We start from the raw sequence: 16,682 nt of genomic DNA on the forward strand, positions 1-16,682 counted from the left end.
TCCGAAGTCCCCGCGGGTCTTGACCGAATTGTCCAGACGACCTGTGGTACAGAACTTTCCGTGCACAAGGCCGCGGAGTTGATATCGTCTGATCCGTGGACGCAGGCTCATGATCTTCACCGTCGCCGTTGCCAGAGCCATCGCGGACGGCTCCGTTCGACGCGTGTATCGACGATGGTCGAGTCCGAAGGCAACAGCCGGTTCCGTACTCCGTTCGCCGTCGGGAATGATTCGTATCGACTCGGTCCGCGAGATAGATCCAGCCGAGGTCACCGACGCAGACGCGAGGGCGGCCGGTGAGGGCACTCGTGCGCAGCTCGAGAAGTCGTTCTTCGGCCCCGCCTCCAATCCCACCTTCGTCATCGAGGTGTCCTACGTCGGCGCAGATCCGCGCGACGCCCTCGCTGCCGACGATGCCCTCGACGACGACGCCCTCCACACCCTCAGCGCAACGCTGACGCGGATGGATTCACGATCCGGCAGCCCATGGACCAGAAACACGTTGATGGCAATCGCCGCCGAGCCGGGGCGTCGCGCTGCAGACCTCGCCGAGCGCAGCGGCCTCGACACCAAGACGTTCAAGGCCCGAGTACGCCGGCTGAAGAATCTGGGGCTGACGATCAGCCTCGACACCGGGTACCGAATCTCACCGAGGGGTGCCACCTACCTTCACCGCACCGATCCCCCCTCCGACTGACTCGGCCCGGCATACTGGACCGATGACCTCCGATTCGGGATCCCTCAGCGATTCGGTCACCATCGTCGGTGCCGGTATGGCGGGCGCAGCGTGTGCCCAGGTTCTCCACCACGCCGGTGTGCCCTTCCGCATCGTCGATCGAGGTCGCGCTCCCGGTGGTCGGATGAGCTCACCGGAGTTGCACGGGCGTCGCGTCGATCTCGGTGCGGGCTACTTCACTGTTCGAGATCAGGAGTTCACGACGGTCGTGGCCGATTGGGAGTCGAAAGGTCTGGCACGCCAGTGGGCCAACACATTCGGCATCCTCAAGCCCGAGACGGTCCCGTGCACCACCACCGGCCCGGTCCGCTGGGCCACCCCGGCGGGGCTTCGATCGCTGGTACGAAACATGGTGGAAGGCTTCGAGATCCAGGATTCGACCGAACTCACCGACTTGCCGGACGGCCACGTGGTGGTGGCAATGCCCGATCCGCAGGCGGCGCGACTGACCTCGGTCCCCGACGCGGTCGACTACGACGCGGTCATCGCGGTGGCGTGCGGGTTCGACGGGCTCGACATCCCCTTCAGGGACGCGGCATTCGTCAACGATCATCCCGATATCGATTTCGTCGTCGACGACGGTGCACGCCGCGCAGACGGCGCTCCGGTTCTGGTGGCGCACACCACGTCGGAGCGAGCGCAGCAGCACCTCGACGAACCCGATGGCGCGATCGGCTCGGTTCTCGATGCCCTACGCGAGTTGTCGGTGATCACGACGCAGCCCACCTGGACGCACGCCCATCGATGGACGTTCGCCAAGCCTGCAGCGCAACACGATTCCAACTTCGCGCTCGAACAACAGGACGGACGCTTCGTCGGTCTCGCGGGCGATCAGTGGTGTGACTCCGGTGTGCCCAGGGTGGAGAGCGCATGGCGTTCGGGAACGGACGTGGGCAGAGAACTGATTCTGAGACTGGGCAACTGACGCCGGACGTGCTCAGCTGACAAATCTCACCGTCTCGCCCAAAGGCGCTCGGCTGGTGCGAAAACCGTTGATGGGGTGTGTCTCGTCCGGGTAGCCGAACGAGATGCCCGCCACCACGCGCCGATCGTCCGGAATGTCGAACCACTCGTGCACGAATGACGAGTAGGCAGCGAGTGCGGCCTGCGCGATCGCTCCGAGACCGAGGCTGTGGGCGGCCAGCAGGAAGGTCTGCAGATACAACCCGCAGTCGACCGCCCCGTACACACCGAGATCGGCGTCGGTGGTGATGATGGCTGCGTGCGGGGCGTCGAACAGCTCGTAATTGCGAATGAACTGACGGGTCGTCGCCTCGGTGTCGGACTTGACCACTCCGATGCTCTCGTAGAGTGCACCGCCGCATTCCCGCCGTCGTGCGCGGTGCAGGGCGTTGTAGTTGGCCGGGAACGGAAAGTCCGGTTGCGGGACGCTGGATGCCACGTGCTTCACCAATGCTTCGGAGAACCTCCTGGTGGCATCGCCTTCGGTCACGATGATCTGCCACGACTGGGTGTTGGACCAGGACGGAGTGCGTTGAGCGGCCGCCAACAAGTGCTCGAGCACTTCCCTCGAGACTTGCTTCGGCAGGAACTGCCGACAGGAGTATCGCTCGTCGAGCACAGTCATCAGGGAGTCGAACTCGGTCACCAGATCCACCTCGAGCCGTCAGGAACTCTTTTCGCACGCGAATCTAACACCGGTGGATCGACTACCCGCTGCGTACAGCGTCGACGGCCTGGGGCGACCTCTTGCCGGAAGCTAGCGGTTCCACCGTTCGATTCCAAGCGGTGACCAACTGCCGTCGAGCACAGCCGACTTTGGAACGTACATCCGGAGGTATACGCGAAAAGGGCCGTCGGGCAGCGGAAGCCAGTTCGCACCGGGCACTCCGGGATCGTCCCGCGACAAGATCAAGTCCAGTGAGCCGTCCGGCTGATAGACCAGGCCGGGCCTGCTGTCGCTGATGCTGTGGCGATCCCCGGGGACGGGCGGCAGAAATCCGTCCCCGTCGTAGACCGTGATGGAGAAGAACGCGTCGGCGGGCGGTTGCTCACCGGGCGGGAAATGCAGTCGATAGCTGTTTGCCCCGTTGAGCGGCAGGCCATTTCGGTCCAGCAACGCGGTGACGTATGCAGCTTCCTCTGGGGTGTTGGCTCCGAGTCCGATCTCGGCCACGCCCGCCCTGGTGGTGTAATCGGTTCCGTAGTCACCGATGGTGTCCGGCGGTGACGACCACCCTTGGTTGCGGAGTGCACCCGCATACTGCGAGCCGCTCACTACAGCCGGCAAGGAGGACTCGGCAGCACGTACGGCTCGATCGAGTGCGCGGAATGCGACCGGACTCAGGCCCGCATCGGCAACGCGCAGTCCGGGTCCGACGCCGATGCGCGCGAGTTCGGCAAGCTCGGCCGCGTCGCGAATCGGAGGCGGATTCTGTTCCATGGCCGCGCTGATGGCGTCGAGCAGCGCGGTTCCCTCCGGCTTCGGCGGCTCCACGGGGACGAAGGGCGCGCAGTCGGTGAATGTCTGCGGACCCGCGGGTGGTGTGACCGAGTACTGGCTCATCAACGCGAATGCATCGGCTCGGTCGGCTTCGTCGCCGGCGAGTGTGCGTCCGAGCAACCAGATCCTGCTGTCCGACACGGTGATCGTGGTGGCACCGGGGACTTCAGGGCCAGGTGCCCCGGACCAGGTGATCGCGAATTTTCCGGCATCCGAGCCAGTGGTGCGAGAGCCCACGTATCCGACCACGTTCGTGTACGAGTCCATGAGCTGAAAGTTGAAATATCGGTCTCCCATGTCCGGATGCGACAGCACCACCGGACCCTCGCTCAGATCCAGATGCGCCATGGAATACAGCGTGTCGACGTTCGGGGCGACCACGAGCTTCTCGTCCGGCGTGATGAAGGCTGGGCGCGAGGAGATCGCGTTCACCGGAGCGAGGCCGCGGTCATCCGGACACGGAACACTGGTGGCCGTGTCACGCACGCGCAGCAATTCCAACAGCGGGTTGCCGTAGATGAACGCTCGCGCCCCCAGGGCAGCTGCTTGAACCGGTCCCGGAGCGGGTCCGACCGCACTCGCCGTTCCGGCAGCGATCACTACCACCAGCGTTGCAAGACCGATCCGCGTCGCGAGACGGAGGATATGGCGTTTCGTCATGCGCCACATTAAACACGCATGCATGTCCAAAGGGAAGCAGGGCCGGATGATTGGATGAGGAGCACACGACACACAACGGTGAGGAGGTACTGATGCCGGACACGAACACCGGTGCCACTCCACTCCCTCGTGGACGACACAAACTCGGGGCCGAGGAAGTCAGGGCCTCGCAGCGCGCCCGGTTGCTACAAGCGATGGAAGACCTGGTCGACGAGGTCGGCTACTCGAAAGCAAGCGTCCCCAAAGTGGCCCGCAGAGCGCGGGTGACCGATCGCGCGTTCTATGCCCTGTTCTCCGACAAAGCCGAGTGTTTCATCGCCCTGTGCGAGCAGCACGGCGACGCACTACGAGAAGAGCTGAGCGACGCCGCCCGCGAGATGTCCGGAGCCGAGGACATGTTCGCCGCTTTCGATGCCGGACTTCATCGTTATCTTCGGTGGTGGATGGAGCGGCCCGGCGGCTCGCGCGCGTTCTTCGTGGAGATCCTCACCGTGGGCGATCGTGCATACGCTTCACGCGACTCACGGGCCGCATTGTTCGCGCAGACGCTGCGCGGAATCGGGACGTTGCTGCGGGCTCGAGCAGGCATCGACGGGGCTCCGGCCGAGATAGACGCTACTGCCGCTGCGGCGGTCGCTACTGAACTCGTTGCGCGCGAGGTACGCGCAGGCCGCATAGACCGCCTGCCCGAGATTCACGCGGACCTTCGCAGAGTACTGCTGCTGTTGCTGCTCGGCCGCGAGATGTAGCGACCAGAACGTCGTGTTTCGACGCGGGTGAAGACGGTGGGCGCAGAGGGGTTCGAACCCCCGACCGCTGGTGTGTAAAACCAGAGCTCTACCGCTGAGCTATACGCCCGAGTACCGGTGGCCTGGGGAGAACCCCGGGCCACCGGAACGCTTGGAGAAATTTATCGTGTCTGGTGTCTAACTACAATTCCGCAGGTCAGCTCACCTGTGCGAGCGCCTCGGCCCACGATGAGCTGTCCCGGGCTTCCCCGGGACCGTTCATTTCGGCGAATCTGATGATTCCGGATTTGTCGACCACGAAGGTCCCACGATTGGCGAAGCCGGCAGTGTCGTTGAACACGCCGTACGCCTGCGCTACCTCACCGTGCGGCCAGAAGTCCGACAGCAACGGAAAGGTGTAACCCTGTTCTGCAGCCCAGATCTTGTGGGTGGGAGGAGGGCCCACCGAAATTGCCAACACCGCAGTGTCGTCGTTCTCGAAGGTCGGTAGTTCGTCGCGTACTTTGCACAGCTCGCCCTGGCACGTGCCGGTGAAGGCCAGTGGATAGAACACGAGCAGAACGTTTTTCACGCCCCGGTACGACGACAGCGTGACCAGTTGGTTGTTCTGGTCTTTGAGGGTGAAGTCGGGCGCTTGTGCGCCAACCTCGATCGGCATTTAGAACCGTCTTCCTGTGTCGAGCATGGCCTACCGCTTCGTGGCAGGGGTCTTGGGCTGAACCAATCGACTTCCGATCCAGTCACCGAGGTTTGCCGCAGAGGTCTGCGTCAACCCCGCGGTCGGAGCCGATTCGGCAATCTCGCTGGGTTCAACATGACCGGGCAACCCGGTTTTGGGGCTGAGGACCCACACGATGCCATCGTCCGAGAGCGGACCGATCGCATCCATGAGCGCGTCGACCAGGTCACCGTCTCCATCGCGCCACCACAGCAGCACAACGTCGATCACCTCGTCGGAATCCTCGTCGAGGGTCTCGCCACCGATCACATCTTCTACGTCGGCGCGCAGATCATCGTCGGTGTCCTCGTCCCAGCCCAGCTCTTGAACGACCATGTCGCGAGTGATGCCAAGTTTCTGAGCGTAGTTCTGAGCGTCCGCCGCGGCGACCACGGTGGTGACCTCCTTGAATTGTGGGTGCAGTAGTCAAAGCGAACAGGGTCGAAGCCGTTCGCGCAAGCTGACCGCGCCGAAATTGCGTACATAAATTTCTACCGGTGGGTATTGGACCTCTGTACTACCAGAACCGGCGAGATGTAGCAGGATTAGGGAGGAATCACGAGAACGAGGAGAGTAGACCGCCGTCACAGGGGCGGACTACCGGGACCGGGCGCCACACCGAGCGTCCGCCACATTGAGGAGTGCACACGTTGTCCGAAGTGAACAGCGGCGAACGGCAGAACACATCGTCTGCAGGCAAAACGGCAAGTTCGGACGGTCGGGTCCGCGTCATCCGTGAGGGTGTCGCGTCGTATCTGCCCGATATCGACAACGACGAAACCAACGAATGGATCGAGTCGTTCGACGGCTTGCTGGAGAGGTCCGGACCGAACCGCGCTCGCTACCTGATGCTGAGGTTGCTCGAGCGCGCTGGTGAGCGCCGCGTCGCGCTGCCGTCGCTGACATCGACGGACTACGTCAACACCATCCCCACCGAGAACGAGCCCTGGTTCCCCGGCGACGAGTCGATGGAGCGTCGCTACCGCGCCTGGATTCGTTGGAACGCGGCCATCATGGTGCACCGCGCGCAGCGTCCCGGAGTCGGCGTCGGCGGTCACATCTCCACCTATGCGTCCTCCGCCGCGCTCTACGAGGTGGGCTTCAACCACTTCTTCCGCGGCAAGGACCACCCGGGCGGCGGTGACCACATCTTCATCCAGGGTCACGCCTCCCCCGGCATCTACGCCCGCGCCTTCCTCGAAGGCCGCATTCCAGCCGAGCGCATGGACGGTTTCCGCCAGGAAGCGAGCCACGAGACCGAAGGCGGCGGACTGCCGTCGTACCCGCACCCGCGGCTGATGCAGGACTTCTGGGAGTTCCCGACGGTGTCGATGGGTCTCGGCCCGATGAACGCCATCTACCAGGCTCGCTTCAACCATTACCTCAACGACCGCGGCATCAAGGACACCACCGATCAGCACGTGTGGGCCTACCTCGGCGACGGCGAGATGGACGAGCCGGAATCGCGTGGACTCGCACATGTGGCGGCCACCGAGGGCCTGGACAATCTCACCTTCGTCGTCAACTGCAACCTGCAGCGCCTCGATGGCCCGGTGCGCGGCAACGGCAAGATCATCCAGGAACTGGAGTCGTTCTTCCGTGGTGCCGGCTGGAACGTCATCAAGGTGGTCTGGGGCCGCGAGTGGGATGCCCTGCTGCACAAGGATCGCGACGGCGCCCTGGTCAACCTCATGAACACCACCCCCGACGGCGATTTCCAGACGTACAAGGCCAACGACGGTAGCTACGTTCGAGATCACTTCTTCGGGCGCGATCCGCGCACCAAGGAACTCGTCAAGGATCTGTCCGACGCCGAGATCTGGAACCTCAAGCGAGGCGGCCACGACTACCGCAAGGTGCACGCTGCCTATGCGGCCGCGATGGCGCACAAGGGCCAGCCGACGGTCATCCTGGCGCACACCATCAAGGGCTACACCCTCGGCAAGCACTTCGAGGGCCGCAACGCCACGCACCAGATGAAGAAGCTCACGCTCGACGACCTCAAGACGTTCCGCGACCTGCAGCACATTCCGATCTCGGACGAGGAGCTCGAGAAGGATCCGTACATGCCGCCGTACTACCACCCCGGTGCGGATGCCCCCGAGATCCAGTACATGCTCGATCGCCGCAGCAAGCTCGGTGGATTCGTTCCCGAGCGCCGGGTCGACGTCAAGCCGCTGCCTCAGCCGGGCGACGACACGTACAAGACCCTCCGCAAGGGCTCGGGCAAGCAAGAAGTCGCCACCACGATGGCGCTCGTGCGAGTGATGAAGGAGCTGCTGCGAGACAAGGAGATCGGTCACCGCATCGTGCCGATCATCCCCGACGAGGCCCGCACGTTCGGTATGGACTCGTGGTTCCCGTCGCTGAAGATCTACAACCGCAACGGCCAGCTCTACACCTCGGTGGACTCGGAGCTGATGCTCGCCTACAAGGAGAGCACCGTCGGCCAGATCCTGCACGAGGGCATCAACGAGGCCGGGTCCACCTCCTCGTTCACGGCGGTCGGAACCTCGTACTCCACGCACGGCGAGGTCATGATCCCGCTGTACATCTTCTACTCGATGTTCGGTTTCCAGCGCACCGGCGACGGTCTGTGGGCTGCCGCCGATCAGATGGCTCGCGGGTTCGTCCTCGGTGCCACGGCCGGTCGCACCACCCTCACCGGTGAAGGTCTGCAGCACGCCGACGGTCATTCGCTGCTGTTGGCGTCGACCAACCCGGCGGCCGTGTCCTACGACCCGGCGTTCTCGTACGAAATTGCACACATCGTCAAGGACGGTCTGCGACGGATGTACGGCGGCACCGAAGGTGTCGAAGGCTTCGGCGGCGAGAACATCTTCTACTACATCACCCTGTACAACGAGCCGTACGTACAGCCAGCCGAGCCGGAGAACCTCGACGTCGAGGGTCTGCTCAAGGGCATCTACCGATTCGAAGCACCACAGGATGGCGACGGACCCGAGGCGCAGCTGCTGGCCTCGGGCGTCGGGATGGTCTCGGCACGTAAAGCCAGGGAACTGCTGTTCGAGGAGTGGGGCGTGCGGTCGGCCGTGTGGTCGGTGACGTCCTGGGGCGAACTGCGCCGCGACGGCGTCGACGCCGAGCGCGAATCTCTGCGCAATCCCGGTGCCGACAAGCGTGTGCCCTTCGTGACCTCGGCACTGGCCGATGCCAACGGCCCGGTCATCGCATCCTCGGATTGGATGCGTGCCGTCCCGGACCAGGTCCGCCAGTGGGTTCCGGGCGACTACGTCACTCTCGGCACCGACGGTTTCGGGTTCTCCGACACCCGTCCGGCCGCGCGTCGCGTATTCAACGTCGACGCCGAGTCGATCGTCGTGGCCACCTTGTCCGCTCTCGCGGCATCCGGTGAGATCGACAAGGCCAAGGCCGTCGAGGCCGCGGACAAGTACAAGATCGACGACGTCACCGCAGCTCCGACGTCCTTCGCCGATACCGGTTCGGCGTAGGTTCACACCCTGTTCGGCCGACCCCCGTCCTACATCGCGATGCACGTCCGTCGCGGTGCAGGCGGGGGTCGGGCGTAGGTTCTCCTTATGTCCGATGCGAAACCCGACTCCCCGGGCAGCGCGTCTGCGCGTGATGTATCCCGACGCGACGCCTACCGTGAAGCGTTGCGAGATTCGTTGACCCGCGATTCCTCGACCCGCGACCCCCTGACCTCGGACAACGAAGTCCATCTTCCGGTCGCCTCGCTTGCACCCTCTCGCCAGAAGCGCGATCCCCTACCGGATGCCCTGCTGCGACGGGTCAAACAGTTCTCCGGGCGTCTGTCGACCGAGGCCGTGACCACGATGCAGGGTCAGCTGCCGTTCTTCGGTGACCTCGACGCCGCCCAGCGCGCCAGCGTCCAGTTGTTGATTCAGACGGCCGTCGACAATTTCCTCGAGTGGTTGAAGAACCCCAACAGCGATATCCGGTTCTCTCTCGACGCTTTTCAGGTGATCCCTCAGGACCTCGCTCGACGGCTGACTCTGCGCCAGACCGTGGACATGGTCCGGGTGGCGATGGAGTTCTTCGAGCAGTGGCTCCCGGCGCTGGCACGTAACGATCAGCAGCTGGTGGCCCTGACCGAGGCCGTGTTGCGATACGGACGCGAGCTCGGTTTCGCGGCCGCTTCGGTCTACGCCAGCGCCGCCGAGTCGCGCGGCGCGTGGGACACGCGCCTCGAGGCCCTCGTGGTGGACGCCGTCGTGCGCGGTGACACCGGCTCGGACATGCTCTCGCGCGCCGCCACGTTGAACTGGGATGCCACTGCGCCGGCAACGGTGCTGGTGGGCACTCCCCCCGACGATCGAGGAGTCTCGGTCGTCGGCACCGTGCATTCGGTGGCACAGAAGCACGGCCGCGCCGCGCTGGCCGTGGTGCAGGGAACACGACTGGTGATGGTGGTCAGCGGGCCGATCACCGACTCGGCCGCGCACAACTCGTTCGTCGAGGACATGCTGCAGAACTTCTCCGACGGACCGGTCGTGATCGGTCCGACTACGCGCACCCTCGGTGCCGCGCACTCCAGTGCGGTGGAGGCGTTCGCCGGAATGCAGGCCGTGGCTGGTTGGCGGGGAGCACCACGTCCGGTGCACGCAGGCGAGTTACTGCCCGAGCGCGCCCTGCTGAACGATGCTGCGGCGATCTCGGCACTCAACGATCATGTGGTCGTTCCTTTGGCTTCGGCCGGGTCCGGCCTGGCCGACACACTCGACGCGTATCTGGACTGTGGCGGGGCCGTGGAAACCTGCGCACGGCAGCTGTTTGTTCATCCAAATACGGTGCGCTATCGCCTCAAGCGAATCGCAGAAGTCACCGGTCGTGATCCCACGAATCCTCGCGATGCGTACGTGCTCCGGGTCGCGGCAACGGTAGGAAGGCTGGCTCGAACTCATCACGAACCGTCCCATTCTGCCCCATATGTCACACAAGTCACATTCGGCGAAGTGGTCACGTAACGCCCGACCCCCGTCCGGCGATGGCCGGTGCTCACGAGGCAATTTGTAGGGTTCCCACAAATTGGTTGTCGAGAGTTCATCGAGCGCGACATCACCGATCAGAGGGCCGACGGTGTTCCCTTAACTCTGTGATTGCGTTGCTTGCGCCCGGTCAGGGCTCCCAGACTCCCGGCATGCTGCTGCCATGGCTCGAACTGCCAGGCGCGGCGGATCGGCTGGCGCTGTGGTCGAAGGCTTCCGGCCTGGACCTCGTTCGCCTCGGCACCACCGCCACCGCAGAAGAAATCACCGACACTGCTGTGACTCAGCCGCTGGTCGTGGCCTCGGCTCTGCTCGCCTTCGAGGAGATCGCCGCGCGCGGCCTGTTCCCCGAGGACGCCGTCGTCGCCGGCCACTCCGTGGGCGAGCTCGCCGCCGCAGCCATCGCAGGCGTCATCTCCTCCGACGAGGCAGTCTCGCTCGCCGCGGTACGCGGCGCTGCCATGGCCAAGGCCTGCGCACTGCAGCCCACGGGCATGTCTGCGGTGCTCGGCGGAGACGAGGCCGCTGTGCTCGCCCGGCTCGAAGAGCTCGATCTCACCCCGGCCAATGTCAATGCAGCCGGGCAGATCGTCGCAGCCGGGCTGCTGACCAAGCTGGCCGAACTGGCCGAGAGCGCGCCCGAGAAGGCTCGCGTTCGCGCCCTCCCGGTGGCCGGCGCATTCCACACCGAATACATGGCCTCGGCGGGCGATACCGTTGCCGCTGCTGCCGCCGCAATCACGGCATCCGCGCCGACCCGCACCCTGCTGTCCAACTCGGACGGTCAGCCGGTCGCGTCCGGTGCCGACGCACTCGACAAACTTGCTGCTCAGGTCACTCGCCCCGTGCGTTGGGATCTGTGCAACGCCTACCTGCGCACCGCGCAGGTCACCGGACTTGTGGAACTGCCCCCGGCAGGCGCATTGGTCGGCATCGCCAAACGTGAACTGCGCGGCGTCGCCAACCTCGGCCTGAAGACACCGGCGGACATTTCCGCACTGGCCGAGCTCGGATAGCTCGGTAGCACACCCCGCAGTCTCGGCACTGCGGATCGACTTCCACTCCCCGAGTGGCAGAAAAATGCACAACCGCGTCTCGAAGCACATGACTTCGGCGTTCTACACTTCAAGAGAAGGGACCCACAACAGTGGCCAGCCAGGAAGACCTCATCGCCGGACTTGCAGAGATCATCGAAGAGGTCACGGGCATCGAACCGTCCGAGGTGACCATCGAGAAGTCCTTCGTGGACGACCTCGACATCGACTCGCTCTCCATGGTCGAGATCGCAGTGCAGACCGAGGACAAGTACGGCGTCAAGATCCCCGACGAGGACCTCGCAGGTCTGCGCACCGTCGGCGACGCCGTGAACTACATCCAGAAGCTCGAAGCGGAGAACCCCGAAGCCGCAGAAGCTATCAAGGCCAAGCTCGACGACTCCGCGAGCGAGTGACAGGGCCCATGACCAACCCATCCACCGCCAACGGACGCTTCCCCAGTGTCGTCGTCACCAGCCTCGCTGCGACCACGTCACTCGCGGGTGACGTCGATGCAACGTGGAAGGGTCTGCTGAACGGCGACAGCGGTATCCACGCTCTGGAAGACGATTTCGTCACCGAGTACGGCTTGCCCGTACGGATCGGTGGGCACCTCGCGGTGAAGCCGCAGAGCCTGCTCTCTCGGGTCGAACTTCGTCGCCTGAGTTACGTGGAGCAGCTGGCCACCGTGCTCGGTCGCGAAGTATGGAAGAACGCCGGAACACCCGACGTCGATCCGCTTCGCCTCGGTGTGTCGATCGGTACCGGTCTCGGCGGCGGCGACGCACTGATCGACGCCAACGACAAGATGAAAGACGGCGGCTACCGCAAGGTATCCCCGCTCGCCGTTCAGATGGTCATGCCGAACGGTCCCGCCGCGGTCGTCGGACTCGAGCTCAAAGCACAGGCAGGCGTCATCACCCCCGTCTCCGCATGCTCCTCGGGATCGGAAGCCATTGCGCATGCATGGCGGATGATCGTGATGGGCGACGCGGACATGGTCGTCACCGGCGGCGTCGAGGGCTACATCGACGCGGTTCCGATCGCCAGCTTCTCCATGATGCGGGCGATGAGCACCAACAACGACGATCCGAAGGGAGCCTCACGTCCGTTCGACAAGGATCGTGACGGCTTCGTGTTCGGTGAAGCGGGTGCGCTCATGGTCATCGAGACCGAAGAGCACGCCAAGGCACGCGGCGCAACGATTCACGCCCGCCTGCTCGGTGCAGGAATCACCTCGGACGGATTCCACCTCGTGGCTCCCGATCCGGAGGGCAAGGGTGCCGCACGCGCCATGAAGCGCGCGATCGAGACCGCTGGCCTGCAGAAGTCCGACATCACCCACGTGAACGCCCACGCAACGGCAACTCCCATCGGAGACACCGCCGAGGCGCTGGCAATCAACCAGGCCGTCGGAAATCACGCAGCGGTGTACGCACCGAAATCCGCTCTCGGTCACTCGATCGGTGCTGTCGGTGCCCTCGAGTCGGTCCTGACGGTGCTGTCAGTGCGCGAGGGAATCATCCCTCCCACGCTGAATTTGGAGAATCAGGATCCCGAGATCGATCTCGACGTCGTCAAGGGCGAGCCCCGCGTCGGACAGATCGATTACGCGATCAACAACTCGTTCGGATTCGGTGGGCACAACGTAGCGCTCGCCTTCGGTAAGGCGTGATTCGCTGAGTCGACTGTTCGACTCGGCGAATCACGCTCTCGCAGTGCATGATCCGGGCTGGGGTCGTTCCCACGGAACGCCCCGGCCCGGGCCTCGCCCCACTGGGGCCCTGAAGAAGGACAAGCGATGACAATTCTGGCCCCCGTCACTCGATCCGGTACCTCGACCGATCCCCGCGATCCTCTCGCCCGCCTCGAGAATCTCTTCGACACCGGAACCACTGTGCCGCTGCACGATCGGGACAAGTCCGGCATCCTCGCAGCGTCGGGAGAGATCGACGGCGTCCACACCATCGCTTATTGTTCCGATGCCACCGTCATGGGTGGTGCCATGGGTGTCGACGGATGCAAGCACATCGTCGCCGCCATCGATACCGCTATCGAACAGCGCGCCCCGATCGTCGGCGTCTGGCATTCCGGCGGTGCTCGCCTCGCCGAGGGCGTCGAAGCTCTCCATGCCGTCGGACTCGTCTTCGAGGCCATGGTCAGAGCCTCCGGCCTCGTCCCCCAAATTTCCGTCGTCCTCGGCTTTGCCGCCGGCGGCGCCGCCTACGGTCCTGCGCTGACCGACGTCGTCATCATGGCTCCCGAGGGTCGCGTGTTCGTCACCGGCCCCGACGTCGTCCGCAGTGTCACCGGTGAGCAGGTCGACATGGCCTCGCTCGGCGGCCCCGACACTCACCACAAGAAATCCGGTGTCTGCCATATCGTCGCCGACAGCGAGATGGACGCCTTCACCCGCGCCCGCCGTCTGGTGTCGATGTTCTGTGAGCAGGGCGAGTTCGACATCGCCGCTGCCGAGCACGGCGATACCGACCTGCGGGCGTTGATGCCCGAATCCAACCGCCGCGCATACGACGTCCACCCGATCGTTCACGAACTACTCGACAACGTCGAAGGAGAATCGACGTTCGAGGAGTTCCAGGGTGGCTGGGCGCGCAGCATCGTCGTCGGTCTCGGACGCATCAGCGGCCGCACCGTCGGCGTGATCGCCAACAATCCCATCCGACTCGGCGGCTGCCTCAACTCCGAAAGCGCCGAAAAGGCAGCACGTTTCGTGCGGCTGTGTGACGCGTTCGGAATCCCGCTCATCGTGGTCGTCGACGTACCCGGCTACCTCCCCGGCGTCAGCATGGAATGGGAAGGCGTCGTCCGGCGCGGAGCGAAACTACTGCATGCCTTCGCCGAAGCGACCGTCCCCCGCGTCACCCTCGTCACCCGCAAGATCTACGGCGGTGCCTACATCGCGATGAATGCGCGCGCTCTCGGTGCCACCGCTGTGTACGCCTGGCCCGGCTCCGAGGTCGCTGTCATGGGCGCGAAGGCAGCCGTCGGCATCTTGCACAAGAAGGCTCTCGCCGCCGCGCCCGAGGAAGAGCGTGAGGCGCTGCATGATCGCCTCACCGTCGAACACGAGAGCATCGCAGGCGGCGTGGACCGTGCGGTGGCGATCGGTGTCGTCGACGAGGTGATCGAGCCGAGCAAGACTCGCAGCACCGTCGCCAAGGCTCTCGCAGCGGCCCCGGTGGCGCGCGGCAATCACAAGAACATCCCGCTCTGACTCCCAGTTGGAATCAGTGCCGCTTCGAGGTGCACTGGACCCCGTGGGTCGAGCCGGGGCCGGGGTGGGCGTCAGCCGGGTCGGTCAGCTCTCGATCCATTTGTGGTCGTGAGCCAACCGCAGCATCGCCGATCGAATGTCGAGAATCTGCGTCGCCGTCAACGTGCCGTTGGCAGATAGCAGAGTATCGGTCAGCTCGGCGGTGAATTCGGCCTCGGACAGCACGTCGCAGAGGACGTCTTCCAGCTGCTGATGCTCAGAGATCGGAACGGTGTTGTGGTACGGCACATCCGGCTTGTGTCGGGTGACCAGCGCGGTCGATGCCGGCCCGTCGATGATCTGTACCTGGGTGGCCTTGAGGCCCCGGTCGCCTTCGACGGCCACGTACTCGACGCGAACGCCCGGTGCTAGTAGTCGTTTGTCGAAATCCAGATCGTTGACGTGAATGAACACGTCCTCGCCGCCCTCGTCCGGCGCTACGAATCCGTACCCCTTGAACTCGTCGAATCGAATCACTTTTCCGGTCGACAACATCGAACCCACCCACTCCACGGTCGTTCCCACATGCCGAACCAGGCACGCCCGCGAAACTACCGGGATGCACTCCCCCCGGCAACTCCTGCTTCTAGCCGACGTTGCGGCTCAACCACGTCACTTCTGCTCCGGCCCCACCGGTTCGATACGGCTCGAGGGCAGCATCCCAGTCCGATCCGAGTGCGTGCTCCACAGCCGCAGTGAAATTGCCCTGGTTGTTCTCCATGAGGGCGCGCAGGCGCATCTCGCCGAGGACGACATCGCCGTTCGCGCTCGTCGTTCCCCGCCACAGGCCCAAGCCTGGCACGTGCGAGAACCGTTCGCCGTCGACGCCTTCGCTGGGGTCTTCGGTCACCTCGAAACGCAGCATCTGCCAGGAGCGAAGAATGCCGGCCAGGGTGGCTCCGGTACCCACCGGACCCACCCAGTCGGTGGTGGCGCGCAGTTGCCCATCGGAGGCGGGCTGCACGGACCACTTCAAATTCGCCCGGCAGTCGAGAGCGTCGGTCAACGCCCATTCGACATGCGGGCACAACGCAGCGGGCGACGAGTGGATGTACACGACACCCGACGTCGCTTCTGCGAACTGATTCGATCCACGCATTGCACTACCTCCAGCTTCGACGAGGGACGTCTTCCCCAACGACCTCGACATGCTTCGCGTGGATGCAGTGAATCAACACGTGTGTGTACTAGTGTGCCCCGAGTTGCCCCTGTTGCGCCAGTGCAATCTGTTGACGAATGAGATTCATCGCGCGAGCACTGCGTCGGAGAGTTCGGGCCACAACGGTTTCGCCCAGTCTCCGAACGCCCGATCCGTCAACACAACGCATGCCGTCCGCACGGCGGGATCCACCCACAGAAACGTTCCGGCCTGCCCGAAGTGGCCGAACGTGGCCGACGAGTTGGTGCCCCCGGTCCAGTGCGGGTTTTTCTCTCCGCGCAGCTCGAACCCCAGCCCCCAGTCGCACGGCTTGTGCGATCCGTATCCGGGCACGATTCCGTTCAGACCGGGGAAGTGCACGTCGGTCGCGGACGAGAGTGTCTGCGTCGCGAGGAGCGTCGGTGCGAGCAATTCGGCGGCGAACCTGGTCAGATCTGCCACGGTCGAGCTCGCACCGTGGCCTGCCGATCCCGACAGCGAGGTATTCGTCATCTGCAGTGGACGGAACACGGCCTCGTCCAAGTAATCGGGAAACGCGATGTGCGACTCGGTTTCGATCAGCTCGGCCAACACCTCGAACCCGGCGCTGGAATAGATCCGCTTGGTACCGGCCGGTGCCTGCACCGTCCGTTCGCCGAATGCCAATCCCGACGCGTGTGCCAGCAGATGACGCACCGTCGACCCTTCCGGCCCCGCGGGCTGATCGAGCTCCACCGCGCCTTCCTCGACGGCGACGAGCACCGCGTATGCACTGAGCAACTTGGTGACCGACGCAAGCTCGTACACGCGCTCGGCCTCACCCACTTCCTCACGAACGCCGGAGTCTGTGACGACAGCGGCGCTGACATGGTCGACGGGCCACGAGGCGGTGAGATCGAGGGTAGACACGACTGTGAG

The 16,682-nt window shown here is 64.5% G+C and carries 16 protein-coding genes and 1 tRNA gene; 9 read left to right on the top strand and 8 right to left on the bottom strand.

The window, feature by feature from the left end; all coding sequences use genetic code 11:
- Positions 1-109 precede the first annotated feature (109 nt).
- Positions 110-697: an ASCH domain-containing protein gene (locus J1M87_RS09215; protein ID WP_206489256.1), complete on the top strand. Its 588-nt coding sequence runs from the start codon at positions 110-112 to the stop codon at positions 695-697.
- A gap of 22 nt (positions 698-719) precedes the next feature.
- Positions 720-1,661 (top strand): NAD(P)/FAD-dependent oxidoreductase, encoded by a 942-nt coding sequence (locus J1M87_RS09220; RefSeq protein WP_206489257.1) that lies wholly within the window; start codon positions 720-722, stop codon positions 1,659-1,661.
- Between the two features lie 12 nt (positions 1,662-1,673).
- On the opposite strand, the gene J1M87_RS09225 is transcribed toward J1M87_RS09220, so the two are convergent.
- Positions 1,674-2,324 carry a nitroreductase gene (locus J1M87_RS09225; protein ID WP_206489624.1) on the bottom strand — a complete coding sequence of 217 codons (651 nt, stop codon included), beginning with the start codon at positions 2,322-2,324 and terminating at the stop codon, positions 1,674-1,676.
- 132 nt (positions 2,325-2,456) lie between these two features.
- Entirely contained in the window at positions 2,457-3,860 is a 1,404-nt protein-coding gene (locus tag J1M87_RS09230) for a DUF1254 domain-containing protein (protein WP_206489258.1), read from the bottom strand.
- A gap of 92 nt (positions 3,861-3,952) precedes the next feature.
- Between J1M87_RS09230 and J1M87_RS09235 the strand changes: the two genes are divergently transcribed.
- Entirely contained in the window at positions 3,953-4,609 is a 657-nt protein-coding gene (locus tag J1M87_RS09235; protein WP_206489259.1) for a TetR/AcrR family transcriptional regulator, read from the top strand.
- A gap of 37 nt (positions 4,610-4,646) precedes the next feature.
- Here the strand turns inward: J1M87_RS09235 and J1M87_RS09240 are convergent.
- From J1M87_RS09240 to J1M87_RS09250, 3 genes are all read right to left on the bottom strand, one after another.
- Positions 4,647-4,718, bottom strand: a tRNA-Val gene (locus J1M87_RS09240).
- 87 nt (positions 4,719-4,805) lie between these two features.
- On the bottom strand, positions 4,806-5,267 hold the full coding sequence (locus tag J1M87_RS09245) for a peroxiredoxin (protein WP_206489260.1): 462 nt from the start codon (positions 5,265-5,267) through the stop codon (positions 4,806-4,808).
- 30 nt (positions 5,268-5,297) lie between these two features.
- Positions 5,298-5,720 carry a DUF3052 domain-containing protein gene (locus J1M87_RS09250; protein ID WP_206489261.1) on the bottom strand — a complete coding sequence of 141 codons (423 nt, stop codon included), beginning with the start codon at positions 5,718-5,720 and terminating at the stop codon, positions 5,298-5,300.
- Between the two features lie 257 nt (positions 5,721-5,977).
- Between J1M87_RS09250 and aceE the strand changes: the two genes are divergently transcribed.
- From aceE to J1M87_RS09280, 6 genes are all read left to right on the top strand, one after another.
- Positions 5,978-8,800: a pyruvate dehydrogenase (acetyl-transferring), homodimeric type gene (gene aceE, locus J1M87_RS09255; protein ID WP_206489262.1), complete on the top strand. Its 2,823-nt coding sequence runs from the start codon at positions 5,978-5,980 to the stop codon at positions 8,798-8,800.
- Between the two features lie 87 nt (positions 8,801-8,887).
- Entirely contained in the window at positions 8,888-10,297 is a 1,410-nt protein-coding gene (locus J1M87_RS09260; protein ID WP_241256624.1) for a CdaR family transcriptional regulator, read from the top strand.
- Positions 10,298-10,425: 128 nt separating this feature from the next.
- Positions 10,426-11,334: an ACP S-malonyltransferase gene (locus J1M87_RS09265; protein WP_206489263.1), complete on the top strand. Its 909-nt coding sequence runs from the start codon at positions 10,426-10,428 to the stop codon at positions 11,332-11,334.
- Positions 11,335-11,465: 131 nt separating this feature from the next.
- Complete coding sequence (gene acpM / locus J1M87_RS09270) at positions 11,466-11,768, top strand: meromycolate extension acyl carrier protein AcpM (RefSeq protein WP_027497448.1); 303 nt, start codon at positions 11,466-11,468, stop codon at positions 11,766-11,768.
- An 8-nt stretch (positions 11,769-11,776) separates the two neighbouring features.
- On the top strand, positions 11,777-13,027 hold the full coding sequence (locus J1M87_RS09275) for a KasA/KasB family beta-ketoacyl-ACP synthase (RefSeq protein ID WP_206489264.1): 1,251 nt from the start codon (positions 11,777-11,779) through the stop codon (positions 13,025-13,027).
- Positions 13,028-13,153: 126 nt separating this feature from the next.
- Entirely contained in the window at positions 13,154-14,587 is a 1,434-nt protein-coding gene (locus tag J1M87_RS09280; RefSeq protein ID WP_206489265.1) for an acyl-CoA carboxylase subunit beta, read from the top strand.
- An 84-nt stretch (positions 14,588-14,671) separates the two neighbouring features.
- On the opposite strand, the gene J1M87_RS09285 is transcribed toward J1M87_RS09280, so the two are convergent.
- The 3 genes from J1M87_RS09285 to J1M87_RS09295 all read right to left on the bottom strand — a co-directional run bounded on the left by J1M87_RS09285 (position 14,672) and on the right by J1M87_RS09295 (position 16,673).
- The gene (locus tag J1M87_RS09285) at positions 14,672-15,121 is read right to left on the bottom strand and encodes a cold-shock protein (protein WP_206489266.1); all 450 of its coding nucleotides are present in this window, start codon (positions 15,119-15,121) and stop codon (positions 14,672-14,674) included.
- Between the two features lie 91 nt (positions 15,122-15,212).
- Entirely contained in the window at positions 15,213-15,725 is a 513-nt protein-coding gene (locus tag J1M87_RS09290; RefSeq protein WP_206489267.1) for a DUF3145 domain-containing protein, read from the bottom strand.
- Positions 15,726-15,869: 144 nt separating this feature from the next.
- The gene (locus J1M87_RS09295) at positions 15,870-16,673 is read right to left on the bottom strand and encodes a serine hydrolase (RefSeq protein WP_206489268.1); all 804 of its coding nucleotides are present in this window, start codon (positions 16,671-16,673) and stop codon (positions 15,870-15,872) included.
- Positions 16,674-16,682: the final 9 nt, after the last annotated feature.

Origin of the sequence: Rhodococcus sp. KRD162 (assembly GCF_017168335.1) — a bacterium.
Lineage (GTDB): Bacteria > Actinomycetota > Actinomycetes > Mycobacteriales > Mycobacteriaceae > Rhodococcoides.